This is a genomic window from Aeoliella straminimaris (assembly GCF_024054565.1).
GTDB lineage: Bacteria > Planctomycetota > Planctomycetia > Pirellulales > Lacipirellulaceae > Aeoliella > Aeoliella straminimaris.
Window position 1 is genome coordinate 530,633 of the sequence record NZ_JAMXLR010000092.1, and the last position, 20,945, is coordinate 551,577.

The following is a 20,945-nucleotide window of genomic DNA, read 5'->3' on the forward strand; positions in this document are numbered from 1 at the left end:
CGAAGCCTATACTGTTTAGTGTTTCCCATGCTTTCCTAATTCTTTCGTTAGCTCTCCAGAACCATGCCACGGAAGATTCGAGCGCTGATCAAAGACTTGGAGCAGGCGGGGTTTGAGAATCGCGGCGGCAAAGGTAGCCACCGCAACTTCGTGCACCCGAATGTTGAACGCCCCATCACGGTTGCAGGCAAGTTGGGCGCCGACGCCAAGCCCTACCAAGAGAAAGCCGTCAAACGGGTGATAGAGGAGTCGCAGTCATGACTGAGAGTGATCGGTACGTCAAAATTGTCGAATGGTCCGAGGCGGACGGGTGCTACGTTGGTAGTGCTCCGGGGCTGTTCTATGGTGGTTGCCACGGGGACGACCAGCAGCAGGTGTTCGCCGAATTGTGCCAGATTGTGGACGAAACGATCGCTCTCTACCACGCCGATGGCAAACCCTTGCCACCTCCGACGGCCGGTCGCGACTTGGCTAATTCGTTGAATGCTTAGTAACGGTTGCTGGGAAGAAGCTATTGGCAGGCGGAGTTCTCAATCCTCGCGGAGCATGTAGAGTCATCAACAGAGCGACCCATGGCATTCATCCAAGAACCACGTCCCGAGGAAGTCGAACATCGAATCGTGTGCGATTTCGACATAGCCCAGCAGGGACGTGTCCGTGAGATCTTCTCAACCGTCGGCGACGTCAAACCGTGGCATCGGCCTTGGGTACAGCTGGCTGCACTTCGAGCTGCAAACGGGAGAGTGGAACAACTCCAGCAATGGGTCGATCTTGGCAACCGGGACCCGCGCGACTTGCAGCTTGCGCTTGAGTTAATTGCAGGTCCGGGATGGGAACGTCCGCACGTGATTCATGGCAGCCGCAAAGATTGAGCGTTACTAAACTGCGCGACCTCCGCTTCCCCTCCCCGGGCCCGAGAGCCCGACCCTACCTCCGGAGGGTGCAGGTCGCTGCCACCTACCGAAATCGCCCAATCGGTTCCATCCCCCGCTCTTCGCGGCGCTCCTTCACCATTTTGAAAAACTGCGTCATCGTCGCACGCATCTCAGGCGTCGATCGGTCGAGGCGGCCTTTGCCGCGTTGGGCCCGCTGCGCGCTGGTCATCTCACCGCGTGGGGGACCGCCGCCGCCATTACCGGCGCCAACGCCGCGGGGACCTCCCCTGCCCTGCCACTGGCTGCGCCGCTGCTCCATGCCGTCGATCCATTTGTCGAGTTCCGCCCGCCGCTGGGCCTCGGGCATCGACATCAGGGCGTACACCCGTTGCTGCATCTCCGCTTGGCGGGCTTGCATCATCGGCTCGAACAACTGCCGCCGCTGCGCGTCGCTGAGCGACCGCATTCGCTCGCCAAAGGCCTGCCGGTCTGCTTCGGACATCTCCTCGCGATTCTCCATCTGCTCGCGCAACGCCGCTACCTCGGCGTCTTCGCCACGAAACCACCACACTCCTAGTAGGAGCAACAGCAACAGGGCGATCCCACCGATTACCTGTTTCCGATTCATGTTGCGTTTTCCTTTTGTTCAGAGCGATTTTCAATTCACCACAACGACACGACGAGCACAACGCAGCTACCCTTATCGTCGTGCTCGTCGTGCTGTTGTGGTTGATTCTTGCGGTATGCCAGGCAAGAGTGACTACTGCGCGACGATCAAAGCATCGACGTGGCCGTCGAGGTACAGAAAGTTCCGCGAGCCATCGACGCCCGGGCTGCCATGGAATGATTCGAAGTCGTACACGATCCACACTTCGCCCGACCCTCGTTGATCGCCGCGGCGAGTGGTCAGCACCTGCTGGCGGGTTTTGTCTTCGAGGCGGAACGACGGGTACTCGAAGCTCAGGCCTTCGTTCTTGTAGTACGGATCGCCGTTGGCGTAAGGGTTGCCATCGGGGCGGACGTACCCGTCGTAGGCGATGCGGTCTTCGTTGTACTTGAGCGGCCCATAATCACTCGGGCAGCGGTACATCCCCTGGTTTGCTTCGCCATAGCCAGCCAGCACCTGGTAGATGGGCCAAGTCGTTTTGTCCGCCTCGTCGTACGGCGTGGACGAAGGCAGCATGGCGGCGGCCGGAAACTTTCCACGCTGGCCTTGAACATCGAGGAATTGGGTAAGCGCCAGTCCAATTTGGCGAAGGTTGCTTTTGCATTCGGTCCGGCGACTCGCCTCGCGCGCCGACTGCACGGCGGGCAGCAACAGAGCAACCAAGATCCCAATAATGGCAATGACGACCAACAGTTCCACCAAGGTGAAACCGCGGTCCGAGCGGTGAGTGCGCACGGCGATCCCTTTCAGCGCATGGGTCCATCGCGACGTATTTCGAGAACACTGCAGGCCAAGGGGACTGCACCTTGCACGTCGCTGAGAGTTAGAACACCGCCGGGTCGCGAGGGTTGCGAAATATTCTCGGGGCGTTGGCGGGGATGCTAGCGGGGCGACGGGACGGGAGGAACGACGGGATTCTGGAAGCCGCCGGGGCAAGTCTCCGAAGGGGCCGCTGGGCTATCGCTCCTGCGCTAATCGACTGGCTCCCACACGGTCGCTATCGGCAGCCAAGATCGACGCTGCCGGTAGACGCTGGCTTGATGAGCCGCGCGAGCCGGATCGGGTTTGCTCGATGGGAAGTGGGTTGTTCAGGGGCGACTGGCTAGGGAGCAAATCATCGACCAGAAGCTGAGCAGGCGGAGTACGAACGCCAGGCCCTCCCCAGCTGGAAGCCTCGGCAGTTACACAATTTTCGCTACGCAATTAAGATTCAGCCCGCCAAGGGCGGAGTGACGAGAGCATCGGCGATGGCTGCGTAATCGGAAAATTCGAGATCTCCGTTGGATCTGGCCCCATTGGGAATCTTTGGCCTTTGCACCCTATAATATTGTAAACTCAGTCGCTTGCGTGAAGCCGCGGAGTTGACCAAACTGGAATTTGGTGAGATTTATCTGATTAGCTGCGTTGGGGGATCCTGATCGCAGCATTAAGTTGTTTTTGGGGGGACTTCTCGTGACGCAGATGTCGAAGGCGGAGCATCAGCATTCCAGCAGACATTCCAATACCACACCCCAGATCGTAGCGGGGCTGTTGCTTATTATTGGCTTGTGGGCCTATTGGCCAACGCTGGTGCGAATCGTCGGCAGTTGGAATTCCGATCCTGACTACTCTCACGGCTACCTGGTCGTTCCTCTGGCCCTGTTTTTTTTATGGTTGCGCCGCCAGCAACGGCCCTCTCTGGAACTAGGATTCCATCCGGCTTGGCTAGGGCTGATCGTCGTGGCCGCTGTGCTTCGGTACATCGCTGGCCGTTTCTATCTTCCTGAAATCGATGCTTGGAGCATTCCGCTTTGGCTCGGAGGTGTCGTTGGTTGCCTGTGGGGCTGGCCCGCGCTCCGCTGGGCTTGGCCTTCGTTGGTGTTCCTGTGGTTCGCCACCCCGCTGCCGGGAACAGTCGCCCTGGCGCTGAGCAACCCGCTGCAGAGAGTGGCCGCCGAACTAAGCGGCATCGCCCTGCAAATCTGTGGTCTTCCAGCCATCGTCGAGGGCACCACGATCTTGCTGGGCGAGGAGACGCTGGAGGTCGAGAGGGCCTGTAGTGGATTGCGGATGTTCTATGGCATCACGGCGCTGGCGTTTGCGAGCATCGTTATCATGCGGCCGGGCTGGCTTAAGTCCATCGCCATCGTGCTGGCGATTGCCCCCGTCGCGGTGCTGATGAACGTACTGCGGATCACGGTAACGGGGGTCCTGAACTATTCTTATCCCGATGCGGGGATAGACGCGATCGTTCACGACTGGTCTGGCATACTCGTACTTCCGCTGGCGATGTTGGTGTTCCTTGGCTTGATCGTCTTGTTCGATCGTATCGGTAACAGTTGGAAAGAGGACCCCCGACGTACCGCTCCGTGGTTGATTGGCGGGGTCGTGGGCTGCATCGTGCTGGTCTTGCTGGGGACGTGGCGATATCGCGCCCAATACGATCAATCCTTGGCGATCCTAAGCGATAAGGCCAAAGAGTATGAGGAAGCGGGTGATCTTCCTAAAGCGATTGAGTACCTCAATCGCTATACCCTGGCCCGCCCTGATGAGATCGAACAGCAAGTCAAACTTGCGGATCTGTTCTCCCAAGCGGCACAGTCCAGAGGCGAAAAACTTCGCGCTGTCGAGCTGCTCAAAACCGCTTACCAAGTGGATCCCACCCAGCGTAAGCTGGGCCGGAAAGCATTGGACTTGGCCCTGGAAACAGAGAGTTTCGACGCGGCGTTTAGCCTTGTCGATCAGTTGCTGAAAGCGCCCAAAGATGACGCTACTGAGTTAAAGCGAAAGCGGGCCGATGTGCTCCTGGCGTATCTATACTCCTCCGCCGGCGAGAGGCAGCTCAAGTACACCTGGGACGATGTAGCTGCCGCACTGAAGGAGTCGATTGATTTGCCGGACTATCCTGTGCCACATGCAAGGGCCCTGGCGGTGATCACCCGAGAGAACCTCACTAAGCCAGAAGCCGCAGAGCGTGAGGCCTATGCGGACGGGGTAATGAAGAAGCTTCTGGAAGACCGCGGCGAAGATACCGAAGCTTTCGTGGCGCGCTATCGCTATGGGATGGACTACGGTAACGAAGAAAACGGGTTCGATCCCGCAGCCGACCTGGAGTCGGCGTTGAAGTTCCGAGAGAACGCAACCGCCAAGGCGCGGGCACAGGCCCTGACACTGGCTGCCGGAAGGATTCGTGCGACCGATCCTGAGACCGCGAAAAAGTACTTGGAAGAAGCGGTAGGAGCAGACCCGACGGCTATTCAGGCTTACCTTGCCTGGGCGGAACTCTTGCGTGTAACGGCCGACGATCCCGAGGCGGGACTGCAGGCCGCAGTCGACATCATGCAGGAAGCGCTCGCTGCGAATGGGAACGAGCCACTACCGCTGGTATTTGGCTTAGCGGAGCTGCTGGCGGAACAGGGCCAAAAGGCGGAAGCCCAGGAAGTGCTGGAGCCAATTCGTGAGCATCTTGACGGGATTAACGACCCAGCTCTTCGCGGCTATGTCAAAATGGAGCTGGCCACGGTCGAGGCGGTTATCACTGATCTCGACGGAAACACCGCTGTTGCCGTCGACCAGCTCAGAGCTTCCCTCAAAGGTCCCGACGCGTTCGTGGCCACAGCGAAATACCCGCAAGAGTTTAGTGCGGCTTGGCGTCGGTTGGCGGGTTGGTACTCGAAACTTGGACGCGGAATCGAAGCGGCAGATGCTTGGAAGCAGCTACTTCGAGTGTCGCCCGATTCTTCCGTTGCTCGAGTAGAGCTAGCCCGAACCGCTCTTGCGGCTGGAGATCTGGAAACAGCCAAGGCTGCAGCAAGAGAGCGGGTGACGCGGAATTCCGACTCGGGGGCAGCGTGGGTTGCCCTGGCCCGAGTTCTGTTGGCCGAGCAACTTGCCGAAGCTCCGGATCGCCGCTCCTTCGCGGCCGTCGAGTCTGCCCTCAAGAAAGCTTCAACGCTACAGCCACCCCCTGCATCGTTCCTTAGTGTCCTGGTCGATTTGCAGCGTGCACAGGGCCGCCAACAACAAGCCATTAAGGCGATCCAACAGACGTTGGAGAAAGAACCAGCGAGTACTGGCGCCTGGAGGATGCTGGCCTCGCTGCAGCTCGAGACCGGCGAACTGGATGATGCCGCGGACTCGATTGAACAGTTTGCGGCTCACGGTGGCGCCGCGGTCGCCGTAGCTGCCCTGCGCGCCAATTTGAGCGTTGCCAAGGGGGACAACAAACTTGCCCTGGAGCAGCTGGAGTCAAGCCGAGTTAACGCGACGGAGGATGACCGGGTCAACCTGGCGTTGCTTTCGGCGGCGCTGCACCGCCAGTTGGGCAACAACCAAGAGGCCGAAGCCGTGCTTGCCCAGGCTTACGAAGAGGCTCCGAAAGATCTCCGAGTGTTGGAGAATCTGGCTCAGCTTGCTCTTATATCGAAGCAGTGGGACAGACTTGCCAAGTTGGAAGGAGCGCTCAAGAAGACGGAGGGGGATGACGGTAGCCGCTGGAAGGCATTTCGAGGAATGCGATGGCTGATGTCGGGCGAGGAACTCTCCGGGCAACAGTTTAATCAGCTGGCGGAGTATGCCCGGGATGTGCAACAGGCACGCCCCCGCTCCGCCCTGGGGCCGTACCTGCTGGCGCAAGTCGCCGTCCGGCGGGGCAATCGCGAGTTGGCGACCAAAGAACTCGAGAAGGCCTGGCAATTAGGTTTGCAGGATGCCGGAAGTGCTCAGCAGATTCTGGAGTTGCTGACTGCCAGTGGAGACACCGAAGCCGTCAAGCGTTTTGCTTCCCAGTTGGGAGATCTTTCCCTCTCAAGCCCGGGCGTCTACGACCAAGTGTTGCCGTTGCTCTTGAATTCCTCTCAGCGCGACGCCGCGCTGCAGCGGGCGAAAGAATGGGCCGATCAAGGCGATGCCGGCGACCATATTCGTCTTGGCCGGGCCCTGCTTATTGATGCCAACGCCACCGACGATGCCGACGCACGTCAGGCTCGGTTGGCCGAGGCGGAAGCAGCATTCCGGAAGGCGCTGGAGCTTGCCCCGGGAGATCTGCAGCCGTGGCTCACCCTCTACGCTTTTCTGCTGGAGACGCAACAGCAAGAGAAGGCTTCCAAATTGCTCGATCGACTGCAAAGCGACTCACAGCTTGAACCACTGCCTCGCGAATTAGCGCTCGCGCAGCTCAGCACCGTGTCAGGCCAACCATCCAAAGCAGTGCATCGTTACCTGGCCGCCTGCAAGCTGGCTAGCGATGATTCGACGGACAACAAGTCAAAGGCTCTATCACAGGCGGCTGCCTACTTCTCCCGCTCTTCGCCCCCATTCGCGATTCGCCTGGCACGTGAAGCCAACAAAGCGAATGCTGATTCGGCAAACACTAAATTCTTGTTGGCCGGATTGCTAGGGAGCACGGGCGAGGAAGACAAGCTGGACGAAGCCATTGAAATTGTCAAAGATGCCCCCGATCAACCACCAGGCGTGGCCCAGCGGAAGCAGCGCTTAAAGGCCCAATTGCTTGGTGCGAGAGGGAACGAAGAGGAAGACGACGTGGTACTGGCGATCCGTTCGCTGGAGCAAATCCCTCAGCCGATGGCCGCGGACCAACGAGCACTCGCCGAGTTATACGAGAAGGACGATCGTCTGGCGGATGCATACGATTTGTGGGATCGTCTGGCGAAGATGCGGCCCGCAAGTATTTCGGACCACATTCGCTTCCTGCAATTCTGGCAGGAGCATTACCAGGCGGAAGGACAATTCTCAGGACGAGCCAAAGAAGTAGTGGTACAACTCGGCCGCCTGGACGGAGGACTCGTTGAGCAGTTGCGCTGGCAGTTGCGAATTAACGCTGATGAAGAGGGCGTCGTTGCCGAGGATTTAGCTGCCGAGTTGCTTCGGCGATACTGGAATAGCCCGCGGGTACAGCAAGTCCTGAGCAATCCGCAGCAAGCCGCCAGCCTGTTCGCAGGCGTGATTGGCATCTTGCTGGATGAAGAACAATGGGCCGCATTGGAAAAATTGGTGCAGCAGCCACCTACGCCGGCCATCCCGCCCGCCTTGGCGTCACGGTTGTTGGCAAATGTTCTTGTGGTTCGATCCGAGCGAACGCCGGAAGAAGTCGATCGGGCCGAGCGTCTTTTGGATGCTACCATCCAGGCGAACCCCAAAGATATCGATCTTTTGCGCGATGCAGCCGACCTGGCATCCATTGTCGGCCACAAGGATCGTGCGGAAGGTTTCTACAAGAAAGTTCTGGCAGTCCAGCCTTCCAATGCCGCGGTGAGTAACAACCTGGTCAGTCTATGGATGGAAGATCCCGACAAGATCGATGCCGCGACGGCGCAGCTGGAATCTTCGCTTCAGGAGCATCCCGATGACGCGTCGTTGCACGACACCAAAGGGCAGTTGCTGTTTCTGCAAGGGAATGCCGCTGGAGCCTTAGAGGAGATCGACGCCGCCATTCAGCTCGATCCGGCTGCTGCCACCACCTACTTGCATCGATGCTTAGTTCTTAGCGAGCTTGGTCGAAGTGAAGAAGCGGAAGAAGCCCTGCTGACAGCGCTGGTACTGGGAATCGAAGGACAGCCGAAATTGCCAACCGACCAGCGGTGGCTAACGGAGATGCGCAAGCGTCACAAGCTATAACCTGAGTGAACGGTTTGGATATCATGAAATCAAATACCACTATTGTTGTGACGCTTGTGGCGATCGCGGTTCTTACCATCGCACCCGCGATATTGCATGGGCGATATGTGTCCCGCTGGGGAGACCCGGCTGAGCAGGCTGTCGCGGCGAAAGCTTTGAGTGAATTTCCCAGTCAGTTTGGTGACTGGGTGGCGGTTGCCGAAGGTGAACCGTTAAAGGAGAGTGTGGAGCACGAATTAGGTCTAAGAGGCTACGTTAACCGCGTATATCAAAATCGCGCTACCAGTAAAGAAGTGTCCATTCTGCTCATGGTCGGCGAAGCCGGACCGCTTGTCAGGCATCCCCCGGAGATTTGTTATGGCAGCGTGGCAAATAGGATCTTGGCCTCGAAGGAAGTGAAGGTGCCCTCGGCAACCGGGCCTGAGAACCAGTTTCGACTGTTGGACCTGGCTTCCAACAGCAAGCTTATCCCGCCGTTTACCGTGGCCTATGCCTGGTCGAGCGGTGGCCCGTGGAGTGTGCCTGCATGGCCGCGTGTGGCCTTCGGTGGAGAGCCCGTGCTGTACAAGGTTCAGATCCAGTTGGTGCAGTCGGAACTCGACGGCGGAGACCCGGACGAGGTGCTCGAAGAGTTCGCCAGTGCATTTGACCGATTTGTCGCATCAGCGAGCCCCAGCGAGTGAATCGATCCCGTTCGTCGGGAGCGATACCACTGTACTTGGCTTATAGCGAGACATTACCGCCGACTAACCGTCCGCGGCTGTGGCCACTGCCCATAGAAATGCGACCGTTGATTGAACTGGTTTCGCGTTCCGAAGTTGTAGAACCACGCTCCCTTGCCGGTTGCCCCAACTTCAATCTGGTTGAACTCTTCTTGGGTACGCTCGATTTCCAGCGATTGCTTTCGCAATGTCAGTGCAGACTGTTGATTGATTTGCTGCTGACGCTCCAACGGTCGCACGAAGGCAAAGTAGTTGGGGATGGCGCTATTGTTGTTTCGGAGCAAGCCCAGGTAGGGGCTCAGGGTGGGCCTCGACGGGGTATAGCGAGGGATATTCTGGGCTGAGCAGTTGGCGCTCAGAAACAGGGCCAACCCCACCATGGCAATCTTGCCGGCAAGGCGGCTCGTAGCAAAGGTTGCTTGCATGTGCTGGACGTGGAGCATCTTATCAGCCTCGCGGTGATCTGAAGGGTTTGCGGTCACTCAATTCTATCGGGCAATTGGGCAGGCAATAGCTACCCAAACAGGTCCAATTGTTCTGAGTTGGAGAATTTTGCCGATTATGCCGATCCTAACTGCAGGGGAAACGCTACGCATCCGATTGCTGATTTGTAGCTGCATCTCTTTGGTGACGTTTGAGGATTCGAATAGGTGCCATGCTCGGCCTAGAACTAGGATATCAGTGATGATTTCTCGGATTGCTCAACCGCTCACACAAACGGCCACGACCGTCCTGATTCTGATTGGGTTGGTTGGGTGCCATGCCATTGAGCATCCCTACTCCAATGTTCCGGGGCCCTGTGCCCCCGTCTATCCTTGTCAGCCTAAAGAGCAGCAAAAACTGTCTCTACCAGATTATACGATCGAACCTCCGGATGTCCTCACGATCGAGGCAATCAATCTCATTCCGAGACCACCCTACCGCCTCCGGCCGCTCGACAACTTGCTAGTCGAAACCAAGGGGCTGCCGGATGATTCGCCCCCTGCTCGCGAGATTCCGGTCGGTATCGATGGGACGCTGGTCCTCGGCTTTGGTTACGATTCGGACGACGGAAAATACGCCCCGATTTCGGTAGTGGGTCTTACCTTGCCAGAAGCTCAGGCGAGGATTGCAGACCGATTGGCGACTGTTGCGGCCGACCCTGAGGTTTGGATATCTCTGATCAGCATCGCCAACCAGCAGAACGTGGCTGGCGAGCACCTGGTGGCCCCGGACGGCACCGTGAACCTGGGCACCTACGGACGGGTACGTGTCGTGGGAATGACGATCGAGGAAGCCAAGTTGGCCATTGAATCTCACCTTTCGGAGCGTTTCCTGGACCCGGAAGTCGCCGTCGACGTCTTCGGCTACAACAGCAAGAGCTACTACATCATCACCCAGGGAGCAGGTCTTGGCGATCAAGTTGTGCACCTGCCCGTAACTGGTAATGAGACGGCGCTCGACGCCATCAGCCAGATTCAAGGCCTGTCGGGAACGTCTTCCACAAGGATGTGGATTGCTCGGCCGGGGGCAAATGAGGATGGTGGCGATCAGATTATGCCAATCGACTGGTTGGGAATCACGCAACGCGGTGACGTTACCACCAACTACCAGATGCTGCCTGGTGATCGGCTCTACATCTCAGAAGACAAACTAATCGCACTGGACACCGCCCTTGCCAAGATTATCTCGCCCGTCGAGAGAGTATTCGGTGTCACCTTGCTGGGAACTCAGACGGCCAAACAGATCAAGTTTTTCGACCAGTTTAACAATAACGGCGGCGGCCTGTGAGATTCCCTCGAACATCACCGTAGCGTGACAATTCTTGGCCAACATCGACAGTTCATTGACGGGGTTGCTATCCCGCAGCCACTCCGCAATCTGTCCAAAAATGGCCGTGACCCAGTCTAAAGCGAGCTATCACGTGACTACCAAATCACCCGCCTTTCTCGGGGCAGTACTTGCCTTGCTTACAAGCTCTGTGGGGTGCCAATTTAACTGGAACCCCCACAGTTGTCCCACGGATGCCAGGGCTATCACCTGTGCGCCGGGACAGGAAGCGGTGCGGCAGTGTCCCTGTGGACCCGACGCGCTCTTCTATGGACATAAGCCGACTTGCTGGGGGGCGTGGCCAGCAGGTTGGGATGTGTATCATGCAGACCGCTGTGCGCCAGGCTGCACAACCTGCGAACAGATGCCAATGGGGCAAGAAGTTCCCACCGAGCAGGTTCCCGTCGACCTGACGCCACCCACGATGTTGGAAACTCCTACGCAGCCGGAGTTCGTGCCCACTCCGGCAGATGCATCTGGGTCGGCGTCGGCATCCGCTCCCTCGGGGCCGGCAATGCTTCAGCAGTTGCAGGCCCGCAGTACGAGGACCGGCAATCCGTTCCGTTCGCCGGTGCCACCCCCTGCCCTGCAAATCCCATCCGAACCGAAACCTGCAACTGCTCTGCAAAGGCAAGGGGCATCGCTTGAACCGCCGGCGCATAATGGCCGGCCCGAGAATCCGTTTCGGTCAGCAATGCTGGATGATGACGCGATGCTGCCCTGAGGCGACCAAGAAGCTGCGGATCGCCGTAGCGAGACGCCAGCGAAGTTGCCTTCGGGGCCACCGGGGGTGATGTGCCTCAGGACGTAATGGTGCCACACCCAAATAGCCGGTCGTCCAATCTTACGCGACTGGAGCGTCTCGACTTGCTTTGGGAGGCAGAGGGGGCTTGGAGACCTTCGTCTCACGCCACGACCGCACGAAGAAGGTGGAAAAGCAGCAGTGGCAGCGCATACGGGCAAGCAACACGATTCGATAGAGCTTCAAATCGTGGCTCTGACTCCGGCGGACATTCTTGGACCGACAATACGGGCATTCCATGCGCGCAAGACCTCCTCTAGAGGAATTCTTTCGGCCCTACTCAAGCCCCCGATTTGGTAAGACCAAAATCTCTCGGATCGTAGAGGTTATAGGCGATTCGATGGCAGGTTGCGGCTTACTTGTGCAGGCTCCGATGGGAGAGAGCTCATTCGCCGTGGGCGGCCTCCGGTGAGAGAAATTCGTGCGGCTTCGCGCATACTGGATGATCTGGCGAATTTGATGCTTGTGCAGTTTCTCGGGTGACCGTATCCTGAGTGGGTGTTCGGGTTTTCATGATTTGGGGGGATTCCCGGTGATCTGCTTTAGGCAACTATTGCCGACGTTTGCTATGGCGTTGCTCCACGTGACAGGAACCTATACGTGTTGCGCGAGCATCGTTGTCAGCGAGGTACCTCACCTGGGCGACTCGCCATCCGTCAGTTCAGCATCCGCCGTTGGTGCGGGAGTGGATATTGAACGTCCGGACAAGAAACGTTTGCCGGAACCGGATCCCAAGTTGCCAGAGTTGGTGACACTTGGCCTAACGGAATCTACAACATCGGGTGCTAATACCTCCGCCACAGGAGGTGCTACATCGGGAAGTTCGCCCGCCTCTTTGATTTGGCAATCGAGCGTCCCAGTCGGGGACGAGCAGGTGGGGCCAGTCGCAGCTGAGTGGAAGCTGTTGCTGCCCGAATCTCCCAGTGGAAGTGTTTTTCATCCGCCACGGGTCAGCTGATTTTCTTGTTCGTTTGTTGTATTAGATCAGATAGAAACTTAATTTAAGAGTATTACGATGAAACTCAAATTCGCAACCGCATGTGTTGCCATAGCAGGTTTGGCTGTTGCCCTCGCAGCTAAATCGGAAGCGAGCCTGCAAGTTAATTGGACTGGTGCCACGAAGTTTGTGGGGACAGTCGATCCCGATGCGCCTCCTGGTAGTCTCGTGGCAGAGGCAGATAAGATCAATAAGATGATAGGTGTGCTTCCCAGCACTTCAGAGGTAATTGACTCGAAAACATACACGAGAAGCGATCTGGATGTGCTTTTCGACCCAGTCGATTTGAATCTGGATTATTTCAAACAAGACAACGGCAATACGACGCTGTCGTTGGGCAATTTGGCCGCCCAGTACATCTTTGGAAAGTACGGGAATGTTGGCTACGTATGGTATTGCGAGGAAGGGTTTACAGGCGACATTGTGCTCCCTGCCACGGCAGGTGGCAATGGGTTATCCCACTCGTCGGCCTTCAACGTAGTTCCCGAAGCGGGCAGCTTGATTGTGTGGGGCGGATTGGCCCTCACGGGTCTCTGCCTCTGTCGCCGTAAGTTAGTCTCCTAGGCGTCGCGAACGACTGACAAGTTGAAACACCAAGAGACCGCTGGCTCGGTAGAGTCAGCGGTCTTTTTTTGTTAGCGCTCGCGCCCAGTAAGCATTCTCATGGCCGCTCCATGGGTTTCTCGAATTGATAACTCCTGGGGCATTCAGTTTTCCGCAAAGCAGCGGTATTGCTGGCTGTATCGGTAGGGCAATTCATGTATGCTCGGAGGAGTCGTCGTAGGCGGTCGACGAGGGGAATTTCCGATTGATTTCATGCGAACGGGGAAGAGATGCGTGCTTCATTGACTCTGGCCGTGCTTGCGGCCTTCTGTTGCTTCAGTGCCGCTGAAGCTTCGATCAAGATCGACTTCGAGAGCGGACCCACTGGCGCCGTGGGTGGTGGCAGTGTGGTCTACAACCAAGGCGGGTTCACTGTTAAGGTCTCCAACCACGAGGGGTCCATCGTTAACACGGACGCTTCTCTGGGGCTGGACAATTACTACCTGTCTTCCGTGGATCCCACGAATGCGAATGGCAATGACTACTCGGTCAGCCTGAATTTCAGCAAGCCCATCTCGGGGACGGTTAGCTTCGACGCTGCGTACCTCGATCAAAACGGGCTCGACTTCCGTGTGATTGATCAGGTGTCTGGCGATACGGTGTTCAGCGCCTTCGATGGTGCTGATCCCAACCCGAAGGCCATTAGCTTCGATCTTCCTCAGCCGACGACGAGCTTGATCTTCCGGGACAACAACGTAAAGACGATTGCCATCGACAATTTGGTAGTGCAACCGGTTCCCGAAGTGGGGAGCATTCTGGTTTGGTCGGCCGTTGGCTGTGGCATTTTTGGTATGGTGCTGCGTCGCCGCAAAAATCACGTCGGCTAGCTGGTCAGTAACCCAAACACAGCCCGGTTGGGGCTTGTGTTTGTCGATTCATATCGGCGGGCAGCACTATTTGCTGCCCGCCATTTTTGTTTTCTGGGCCACAACCAAACTGAAGGGAAGCTACACGGCGAAAGACTTCGAACGAATGATTGCCTGATCTTTTGGCGAGCAATAGTTGTCCTCTCACATCGCCTGCCAGCTATAATCGGATGTGCGTTTACCGACGAATCCGCACTCCATACACTGCTAAGCATGGCTGGTCAATTTCAGAGACGGCTTCAGGATGGGATAGCAAATCTCCAGGTAGATCGACGTCCCGAGTGCATGATCACGTTGGGACTGTCACCACCGTACGTTCTGGAGGATGTGAAGGCAGCCTATTATCAAAAGGCTCAGACCTGTCATCCCGATCATGGTGGCTCGGCTCAGGACTTTCATCGCTTGCACGACGCCTTCGAGCAAGCTCAGGAGCTTGTCGACTACCAGGGAGACCGCCGGCGGTGGATCGCCGGTAAGCTGCATGACTACCTCTCAATGCGACAGGCCATCCAACGGTTCAAGCAATTGGGGGCTTCCACGACGGTCGTATCGGCCGAATGGCTGAAGAACTCGGTGGGAGAGTTCGCGCAGCTCACGGAAGCGGTGGTCAGCGTGCGGCTTGTCGATGCCCCGACGGGTGACGATTTCATTCAGGTGCTGCTGGAGGAACTGCCCGCGCTGAAGAATCTCATCAAGATCGAGATGCCTGGGTGTTGCGTTTCTGACAATGCAGTGCTCCGCTTGGGGGCCTACACGTGGCTCCGACATTTGGATCTAAGTCGCACACCAATCACATCCAGCGCGCTTTCCGTGCTCGACGACCTGCCGAATTTGCAGTCCTTGAACCTGGACGGGACTCAAATCGGCTGGTGGACTCGCAGGCGAATCGAAAAGCAAGTTCGCAGGCGTGGCTGCGAGACTTACCAACCTTTTGGCAAGCTTCCCACTGCCAATCAGCGGTAGCTCCGCCTTTTCGGTGCCTGGAGCGTTTTCCTCTTTAGTGTACCGGTTTGGCTTGTGGTGTCAGTCCGCTGCTCTGTCGGCCTGCATCGACGGATAGCAATTCGCCCGCTTCGGCCTCCGCATCGCGAACCAACTCACCAATTCTGAAAAACGTTCCAGTACGATATTGGGCTCGTGACGTCTGCCCAAAATCTCTTTCGCGGCGAGCCGATGTTTCCCGACAATTTGGCCCTTCTGCCGATTGCGTTTGCTGTTTGATTTGTTGCCTTCGGGGAGCTTTAGGTAAAACTAATGTGAAATAACTAGTCATGCGCCGCTATCCTCAAGGAAGGAGAGAGAAAAGTGATAAATTCCGGAGGAACATTGACTCCTCGTTGTCCTGGTATTAAAGTCAGTGCCGGGGTGAGATAACATGAGTTTTGTGGTTTATCAATTGAATAGGAATTAATTGTGGTTGAAACAGCAATGAAACGCTTTGGACAGCTATTGAGCCTTGCGATTGTGATAGGACTGTGGGCGTCGCCCGCGCACGCTTCCATCTCGTTGACTCTCGATAGTTATGACGTCGATGGACTGGATTCCGATCCGGGGCTCGTTATTGAGACCGCGAACCTGCTTCCTCAGCCGTATTCGTTTGATCTGGAAGTGGGCGAATCGATTACCGTCGAGCTGTTTGACATCTGGACCAACGAGTCGGCCCACAATCTCGATGACTCCGTTCAGAAGCCCATTTCAGTGGACTTCTTGTTCAGCGAGCCGGCACCGGCGTTTGGCGGCAGTGTGGATGGCGGAACATCTGCTGTGACGGGAACCATTATCGTCATCCCGTTTTCCGCTGGCCTGGTGGAATGGGATGGAGTTTCCCAGTTGTTTTTCGGTCCCAATGGCGATGGGATCCTGGAAGTCACTTTACTTGACGAGTATTTCAATGGCTCGCTAATTGGTGGGTTCGATCCTGGCCGAGAGAATGGCGCTACGATTAACGCTGATTTTAAACTTCTGGTGGAACCAACGGCTGTGCCGGAGATGTCGTCAATCATCGTTTGGAGCTTCATCGGCCTGGGCGTGGGCTTGGTCGCCTATCGGCGCCAGTGCTCGGCAGCCTAAGCCTGCTGGAGACACACTCTCATAGGTGAATATCGCCCTGCCCTTCTGACGATGGCAGGGCTTGCCGACTGGATGACTATTGGGGGGACCGTTTCCCCCTAGTCATCGGCGGCCTGCTATCTGCGATTTGCCTCCCCATGTTGATTTGGCGATCGATCGACTGGATCGGTCATGGGCCCAAAAATCAACTTTCTCCAAGGGAGGCTTGAAGGTGAGTGCCGACCCTGGCGCTCGCGCGGCATGCCGGGAACCGATCGGTTGAGTTGTGGACGCACACGAGCGGTCTACTGAGGACGATTCTAGTTATAGAACCGCAAGACGACGCGAAGGCCCACCAAGTTGCTCCGGGGCTTGAAACCGATGAGCCGTGGCTTCGGTCGTGTCGCTGTTGTGTTTCTCGCTCTGCCCCTGGGGCATGCCGATTCTCAGGTCTCCCTGGCGAGGCACATCGGAGGATGGCCGAATGTGGTCAGGCTGCGGCACGAACTTCTCTAGCCAACGATGCTGGTCGTACGCGGTTTGAGCAAAGGCTCACCGATGTCCACCAACCGGCAGGCGGAAGGTCTCGAGGGCCATTTCGCAGGCATTTAGACCCGAAAATCCGGCTCGAAACGGGCGTGCCCGTTATATCGCTTAAGCCCGCGAAACTGGCCCAAACTCGGTAGAGTTTAGGCGACCAGCAGAACCTTCGTGGTCACACATGCGTATTCTGCTGTATCGAGGCTCATTTATTCGCTGAGCCTCAAAAAAGCCCGAATATGGACGTGTTACGACGGGATCGAATTACCTGTCTCGCATGTCCCGACCATCTGTTCCCACAGGGGTGCAACGGGCTCCCGCCACCAATCTCCAGCGCTACCGGTCTAGGTGCTGGGGTCAGCATGTACCTGGAACCAATTACAATGACATCAACAGCTACCAATACCCACGAAAAAATTGAAGCCCTGTCCCAACAAATCAAGGCCCACAGCAAGCCCTTCCGCCAACTGATTGCAGAAGTGGGCAACACGATTGTCGGTCAGGAAGTGCTCATTCACCGCATGCTGGTCGGCCTGTTGGGCAACGGCCACCTGTTGATCGAGGGTGTACCCGGGCTGGCGAAGACCACCGCGGTGTCGTGTCTGGCGAAGGGAGTTCAGACCGGCTTTCAGCGATTGCAGTTCACACCAGACCTGCTGCCCGCCGACTTGATCGGAACGCTGATCTACCGTCCACAGGATCAGAAGTTCGTCGTGCAGAAAGGCCCGATCTTCTCGAACATTATTCTGGCCGACGAAATCAACCGTGCTCCTGCGAAGGTGCAGAGCGCCTTGCTGGAAGCGATGCAGGAACGGCAGGTCACCATTGGCACCAACACCTATCCGCTGGACGAACCGTTCTTGGTGATGGCCACGCAGAATCCTGTGGAGCAGGAAGGCACCTATCCGCTGCCCGAAGCACAGATGGACCGCTTCATGCTCAAGGTTGTGGTGAACTATCCGAATCGCGATCAAGAGCTGACGATTCTGGAACGCATGTCGTCGACCCGCCCGAAGATCGCGACCAACGCGGTCACGAGCCCCGCAGAGATTGTCGCCGCCCGTTCGCTGGTCGACCAGATCTATGTCGATCGCAAGGTGCAGGAGTACATCGTCGATCTGGTGATCGCCACCCGGGAGCCCAAGGCGTACGGGTTGGAACTCGACGAGTTCATTCAATACGGCGCTTCGCCACGGGCGACCATCAATCTGACTTTGGCAGCCAAGGCGAATGCCTTCCTCCATGGTCGTGGGCATGTCCTGCCGACCGACGTGAAGGAGATGGCACTCGATGTGTTGCGGCACCGCGTGATTCTGACCTACGAGGCCGAAGCGGAAGAGAAGACCTCGGAAGACATCGTGCGGGCGATCATGGACGCCGTGCCCGTTCCCTAAGCGTCGCAGCTTCCGCCCGTGCGTTTATTCACCCTCCTTAACTCCCCACCGACATGATCCCTCGCGAAATCATCAAGAAGATCCGCCGCATCGAGATTCATACGACACGAATCGTCGATGAGCTGCTGGCTGGCCAATGGGACTCGGCCTTCCGCGGAAGCGGTATCGAGTTCGAAGAGGTCCGTCCCTACCAAATAGGCGACGACGTTCGGGCGATTGACTGGAACGTCACTGCCCGGACGGGTCGCCCGTTTATCAAACTATTTAGGGAAGAACGCGAGATGGCCGCAATGTTGCTGGTCGACCAAAGTGCCTCGCAAGGCATGGGGTCGCATTGGCAGACCAAACGCGAGCAGGTCACCGAGCTGAGTGCCACGTTGGCGTTCTCGGCGATCAAAGGCAACGATCGCGTCGGGCTGACGCTGTTCACCGACGGCATCGAGAAGTTCGTTCCACCCCGCAAAGGGACTCGCCATGTGCTGCGGATCATTCGCGAACTGCTGTACTGCGAGCCGATGGGCACCGGCACGAGCCTCGCCAAATCGTTGGAGCACCTCAACCGCACCATGTCTCGGCGAACGGTGGTGTTCTTGATCAGCGACTTTCAGGACACCGGCTACGAGAAGGCGCTGAAGATCGCAAGTCGCAAGCACGATATTGTTCCCGTCGTGGTGGCCGATCAGCGGGAGCTCAAAATGCCCAATGTCGGCCTGGTGCGGCTGCGTGATGCCGAAAACGGGCGGATGGTCACGTTCGACTCGTTCAGCCGCTCCAATCGCCGAGCTTATGAACAGTACGCTCAGCGCAGGATCGACGAGCGGGACGCCTTGTTCCACCGGCTGAATCTCGACCCGATTCACATCTACACGGGCGAGGATTTTATCGAACCACTTAAGCGATTCTTTCACCGAAGGGAGAATCGGCAATGAGCTATCCACCACGAATCGCCGCCTTCCTGCTGCTGGCAATGCTGGTAGCGACAACTTGCCTGGCGGCAGATACCGCTGCGGACTCGCCTAAGTCTGTTGTGAACCAAGGCCCTGTGACGCTAAGCGTTAGCGTCGATAGGCAACTTGCGCAGGTCGCCTATCCCATGCAGCTGGTTGTTGAAGTAACGGCCCCGCAGGGCACGCGGGTCGAGTTGCCACGCCTGCCCGAGCAGTTGGGCGACTTTGACGTCCGTGGCCAGGAAACGTTGCGTGACCTTCCCACGGCGGCGAGCTCTGACAACCGACTGTGGGTACTGAAAGCGACTCTGGAAACGTTGAAGACCGGACAACTCCAGATACCTGCACTCGAAGTGCACTTTGCGACCAACCAGCAGGCTACTGCGTTCGAGAGCATTCGCAGTAAACCGATCGAAATACAGATCGCCAGCGTTCTCGAAGATCGGCCGGATCCTACAAAGATTCGCGACATCAAGGACACGGTCGACTTGCCAGTGCCCGAGCAAGGTTCCAGTGCCTGGCTGTCGATCGCCCTGGGCGGCATCGCCGCAGGCGTGGCAGCAGCCATCGCGATGGTGTTGCTGGCGAAGCCGCGGCGTGGCATCGCTCCCGCGGCGTGGGTGCTCGAGCAGATTGACGATCTCGAGCAGTTGCTCGCGGATGAAACGGCCGACACCCAGCTGATTTACAATGAGCTGGTGGACGTGGTGCGGGAGTACTTCGAGTTCGAATACGACGTGCCCACCCGTACCCGCACCAGTGCCGAGTTCCTTACCGAAGCGGTGCACACCGTGCAGTTGGGGGAGACCCCGCGCCGGCGACTTGCTTCGCTGGTGTCGATCGCGGACGACATCAAGTTTGCCTGCTATGGCGTGGGCAGTAGTCAGATTCAGCAAGCTTTTGCCGACGCCAGGGCGTTTGTCGAGGAATGCCAGCAGCACCGCGAGGCGTTAGAAACGGAGAAGCGAGATGTTGCATAATCCCTGGGTTTTGACGCTGCTTCTGCTGCTGCCGCTGATCGCCTGGCGATTGTGGGCGGGCCGGCGGCGGACGGCGGTGCCGTTCAGTTCGACAGAATCTCTCCGCCACCTTCGGCCCACCTGGCGGCAGCGGCTGGCCTGGCTGCCCGCGGTGCTGACACTGACGGCCATCGCCGTGACGATCGTGGCACTGGCTCGTCCGCGTGAAGGTCGCGAGCAAACCGTGGTGGACGCCGACGGCATCGCCATCGAAATGGCGGTCGACCGCTCGGGCAGTATGCGTGCGCTCGATTTCCAGATTGATGGCGAGCACGTCGACCGCTTGACCGCTATCAAGAATGTGGCGGGGCGATTCATCGAAGGCGACGACGAGGAGTCGCAACACGATGGACTTTCGGGCCGCGTGAGCGATCTGGTAGGGCTGATTACCTTTGCGGGCTACGCCGATGCTGTCACTCCACCGACGTTGGATCACGCGTTTGTGACCGCGCAGTTGAACCATCAGGACATTGTCACCGAACGCGCTGAGGATGGAACTGCCATTGGCGATGCGATCAGCCTGGCCGTGGAGAAGCTTAACTCCCTCGACGACCGCCAGGACAAGAAGGTGAAGAGCAAGGTCATGGTGCTGCTGACCGACGGCGAGAACAACGCCGGCGTAGTCGATCCGCAGCAGGCGGCCGATCTGGCACAGAAGATGGGCATCAAGATCTACACGATCGGAGTCGGCACCCGTGGGCGGGCGCCGGTGCCGGTGGTGAACCCCTTCACCGGCCGCGAGCAAATCGAGTGGGCCGAAGTAAACATCGATGAAGACACGCTGAGGCAGATCGCCAGCGAAACGGGTGGCAAGTACTTCCGAGCCACGGATACCGAATCGCTGATGGAGATCTACCGCGAGATCGATTTGCTCGAGAAGACGAAGATCGAGGAACAGCATTTCGTCGACTATCGCGAGCTGGCCATCCAATCCACCCCTGTTGGTTCGGTCGTGTTCCCGCCGCTGGTGCTCGTGGCACTGGGGCTGCTCACCGCTCGCGTCGTGCTGGCCAACACCTTGTTCCGTGAACTTGCCTGAT

Annotated in this window: 18 protein-coding genes; 14 read left to right on the forward strand and 4 right to left on the reverse strand. The window is 57.7% G+C overall.

The features are described 5' to 3' along the window. Nucleotides 1–63: 63 nt before the first annotated feature. The 3 genes from NG895_RS27880 (at nucleotide 64) to NG895_RS27890 (ending at nucleotide 872) form a co-directional block, all read left to right on the forward strand. Nucleotides 64–261: a type II toxin-antitoxin system HicA family toxin gene (locus tag NG895_RS27880; protein ID WP_252855851.1), complete on the forward strand. Its 198-nt coding sequence runs from the start codon at nucleotides 64–66 to the stop codon at nucleotides 259–261. Then, nucleotides 258–491: a hypothetical protein gene (locus NG895_RS27885; RefSeq protein ID WP_252855852.1), complete on the forward strand. Its 234-nt coding sequence runs from the start codon at nucleotides 258–260 to the stop codon at nucleotides 489–491. The genes NG895_RS27880 and NG895_RS27885 overlap by 4 nt, the downstream gene beginning before the upstream one ends. Nucleotides 492–572: 81 nt before the next feature. Continuing rightward, nucleotides 573–872, forward strand: a complete 300-nt coding sequence (locus NG895_RS27890) for a hypothetical protein (protein WP_252855853.1) — start codon at nucleotides 573–575, stop codon at nucleotides 870–872. 85 nt (nucleotides 873–957) lie between these two features. Here the strand turns inward: NG895_RS27890 and NG895_RS27895 are convergent, their stop codons facing one another. Both NG895_RS27895 and NG895_RS31005 read right to left on the reverse strand, forming a co-directional pair. Further along, on the reverse strand, nucleotides 958–1,503 hold the full coding sequence (locus NG895_RS27895; RefSeq protein ID WP_252855854.1) for a hypothetical protein: 546 nt from the start codon (nucleotides 1,501–1,503) through the stop codon (nucleotides 958–960). A gap of 132 nt (nucleotides 1,504–1,635) precedes the next feature. After that, nucleotides 1,636–2,277, reverse strand: coding sequence for a type II secretion system protein (locus NG895_RS31005; RefSeq protein WP_425267267.1), 642 nt, complete (start codon nucleotides 2,275–2,277; stop codon nucleotides 1,636–1,638). A gap of 726 nt (nucleotides 2,278–3,003) precedes the next feature. Here NG895_RS31005 and xrt point away from each other — a divergent pair. Both xrt and NG895_RS27910 read left to right on the forward strand, forming a co-directional pair. Beyond that, entirely contained in the window at nucleotides 3,004–8,157 is a 5,154-nt protein-coding gene (gene xrt, locus NG895_RS27905) for an exosortase (RefSeq protein WP_252856070.1), read from the forward strand. A 23-nt stretch (nucleotides 8,158–8,180) separates the two neighbouring features. Then, nucleotides 8,181–8,840: an exosortase-associated EpsI family protein gene (locus NG895_RS27910; protein ID WP_252856071.1), complete on the forward strand. Its 660-nt coding sequence runs from the start codon at nucleotides 8,181–8,183 to the stop codon at nucleotides 8,838–8,840. A 53-nt stretch (nucleotides 8,841–8,893) separates the two neighbouring features. Here the strand turns inward: NG895_RS27910 and NG895_RS27915 are convergent, their stop codons facing one another. Beyond that, nucleotides 8,894–9,322, reverse strand: a complete 429-nt coding sequence (locus NG895_RS27915) for a hypothetical protein (RefSeq protein WP_252855855.1) — start codon at nucleotides 9,320–9,322, stop codon at nucleotides 8,894–8,896. Between the two features lie 241 nt (nucleotides 9,323–9,563). Here NG895_RS27915 and NG895_RS27920 point away from each other — a divergent pair, with 241 nt between their 5' ends. The 4 genes from NG895_RS27920 (at nucleotide 9,564) to NG895_RS27935 (ending at nucleotide 14,919) form a co-directional block, all read left to right on the forward strand. Next, nucleotides 9,564–10,649 carry a polysaccharide biosynthesis/export family protein gene (locus tag NG895_RS27920; RefSeq protein WP_252855856.1) on the forward strand — a complete coding sequence of 362 codons (1,086 nt, stop codon included), beginning with the start codon at nucleotides 9,564–9,566 and terminating at the stop codon, nucleotides 10,647–10,649. Between the two features lie 1,856 nt (nucleotides 10,650–12,505). Continuing rightward, on the forward strand, nucleotides 12,506–13,051 hold the full coding sequence (locus NG895_RS27925; RefSeq protein ID WP_252855857.1) for a hypothetical protein: 546 nt from the start codon (nucleotides 12,506–12,508) through the stop codon (nucleotides 13,049–13,051). A 269-nt stretch (nucleotides 13,052–13,320) separates the two neighbouring features. Next, a complete protein-coding gene (locus NG895_RS27930) occupies nucleotides 13,321–13,917 on the forward strand; it encodes a hypothetical protein (protein ID WP_252855858.1) in 597 nt (198 codons plus the stop codon). A 252-nt stretch (nucleotides 13,918–14,169) separates the two neighbouring features. After that, entirely contained in the window at nucleotides 14,170–14,919 is a 750-nt protein-coding gene (locus NG895_RS27935) for a J domain-containing protein (protein WP_252855859.1), read from the forward strand. 34 nt (nucleotides 14,920–14,953) lie between these two features. On the opposite strand, the gene NG895_RS27940 is transcribed toward NG895_RS27935, so the two are convergent. Then, nucleotides 14,954–15,229, reverse strand: a complete 276-nt coding sequence (locus NG895_RS27940; protein WP_252855860.1) for a hypothetical protein — start codon at nucleotides 15,227–15,229, stop codon at nucleotides 14,954–14,956. Nucleotides 15,230–15,384: 155 nt separating this feature from the next. On the opposite strand from NG895_RS27940, the gene NG895_RS27945 reads away from it, so the two are divergent. From NG895_RS27945 to NG895_RS27965, 5 genes are all read left to right on the forward strand, one after another. Beyond that, the gene (locus NG895_RS27945; protein WP_252855861.1) at nucleotides 15,385–16,026 is read left to right on the forward strand and encodes a hypothetical protein; all 642 of its coding nucleotides are present in this window, start codon (nucleotides 15,385–15,387) and stop codon (nucleotides 16,024–16,026) included. A gap of 902 nt (nucleotides 16,027–16,928) precedes the next feature. Then, nucleotides 16,929–17,939: an AAA family ATPase gene (locus tag NG895_RS27950; protein WP_252855862.1), complete on the forward strand. Its 1,011-nt coding sequence runs from the start codon at nucleotides 16,929–16,931 to the stop codon at nucleotides 17,937–17,939. Between the two features lie 53 nt (nucleotides 17,940–17,992). After that, nucleotides 17,993–18,868, forward strand: a complete 876-nt coding sequence (locus tag NG895_RS27955; RefSeq protein ID WP_252855863.1) for a DUF58 domain-containing protein — start codon at nucleotides 17,993–17,995, stop codon at nucleotides 18,866–18,868. Next, the gene (locus tag NG895_RS27960; RefSeq protein WP_252855864.1) at nucleotides 18,865–19,866 is read left to right on the forward strand and encodes a hypothetical protein; all 1,002 of its coding nucleotides are present in this window, start codon (nucleotides 18,865–18,867) and stop codon (nucleotides 19,864–19,866) included. Before NG895_RS27955 ends, NG895_RS27960 begins: the two co-directional genes overlap by 4 nt. Further along, nucleotides 19,856–20,944, forward strand: a complete 1,089-nt coding sequence (locus NG895_RS27965) for a vWA domain-containing protein (RefSeq protein WP_252855865.1) — start codon at nucleotides 19,856–19,858, stop codon at nucleotides 20,942–20,944. Before NG895_RS27960 ends, NG895_RS27965 begins: the two co-directional genes overlap by 11 nt. Nucleotide 20,945 lies beyond the last annotated feature (1 nt).

Coding starts and splice junctions, on each gene's coding strand:
- NG895_RS27885 (WP_252855852.1), top strand. CDS start 258: ATGACTGAGAGTGATCGGTACGTCAAAATTGTCGAATGGTCCGAGGCG.
- NG895_RS27925 (WP_252855857.1), top strand. CDS start 12,506: ATGAAACTCAAATTCGCAACCGCATGTGTTGCCATAGCAGGTTTGGCT.
- NG895_RS27950 (WP_252855862.1), top strand. CDS start 16,929: ATGACATCAACAGCTACCAATACCCACGAAAAAATTGAAGCCCTGTCC.
- NG895_RS27940 (WP_252855860.1), bottom strand. CDS start 15,229: ATGACTAGTTATTTCACATTAGTTTTACCTAAAGCTCCCCGAAGGCAA.
- NG895_RS27890 (WP_252855853.1), top strand. CDS start 573: ATGGCATTCATCCAAGAACCACGTCCCGAGGAAGTCGAACATCGAATC.
- xrt (WP_252856070.1), top strand. CDS start 3,004: ATGTCGAAGGCGGAGCATCAGCATTCCAGCAGACATTCCAATACCACA.
- NG895_RS27880 (WP_252855851.1), top strand. CDS start 64: ATGCCACGGAAGATTCGAGCGCTGATCAAAGACTTGGAGCAGGCGGGG.
- NG895_RS27935 (WP_252855859.1), top strand. CDS start 14,170: ATGGCTGGTCAATTTCAGAGACGGCTTCAGGATGGGATAGCAAATCTC.
- NG895_RS27915 (WP_252855855.1), bottom strand. CDS start 9,322: ATGCTCCACGTCCAGCACATGCAAGCAACCTTTGCTACGAGCCGCCTT.
- NG895_RS27965 (WP_252855865.1), top strand. CDS start 19,856: ATGTTGCATAATCCCTGGGTTTTGACGCTGCTTCTGCTGCTGCCGCTG.
- NG895_RS27910 (WP_252856071.1), top strand. CDS start 8,181: ATGAAATCAAATACCACTATTGTTGTGACGCTTGTGGCGATCGCGGTT.
- NG895_RS27955 (WP_252855863.1), top strand. CDS start 17,993: ATGATCCCTCGCGAAATCATCAAGAAGATCCGCCGCATCGAGATTCAT.
- NG895_RS27895 (WP_252855854.1), bottom strand. CDS start 1,503: ATGAATCGGAAACAGGTAATCGGTGGGATCGCCCTGTTGCTGTTGCTC.
- NG895_RS27960 (WP_252855864.1), top strand. CDS start 18,865: ATGAGCTATCCACCACGAATCGCCGCCTTCCTGCTGCTGGCAATGCTG.
- NG895_RS27920 (WP_252855856.1), top strand. CDS start 9,564: ATGATTTCTCGGATTGCTCAACCGCTCACACAAACGGCCACGACCGTC.
- NG895_RS27945 (WP_252855861.1), top strand. CDS start 15,385: ATGAAACGCTTTGGACAGCTATTGAGCCTTGCGATTGTGATAGGACTG.
- NG895_RS27930 (WP_252855858.1), top strand. CDS start 13,321: ATGCGTGCTTCATTGACTCTGGCCGTGCTTGCGGCCTTCTGTTGCTTC.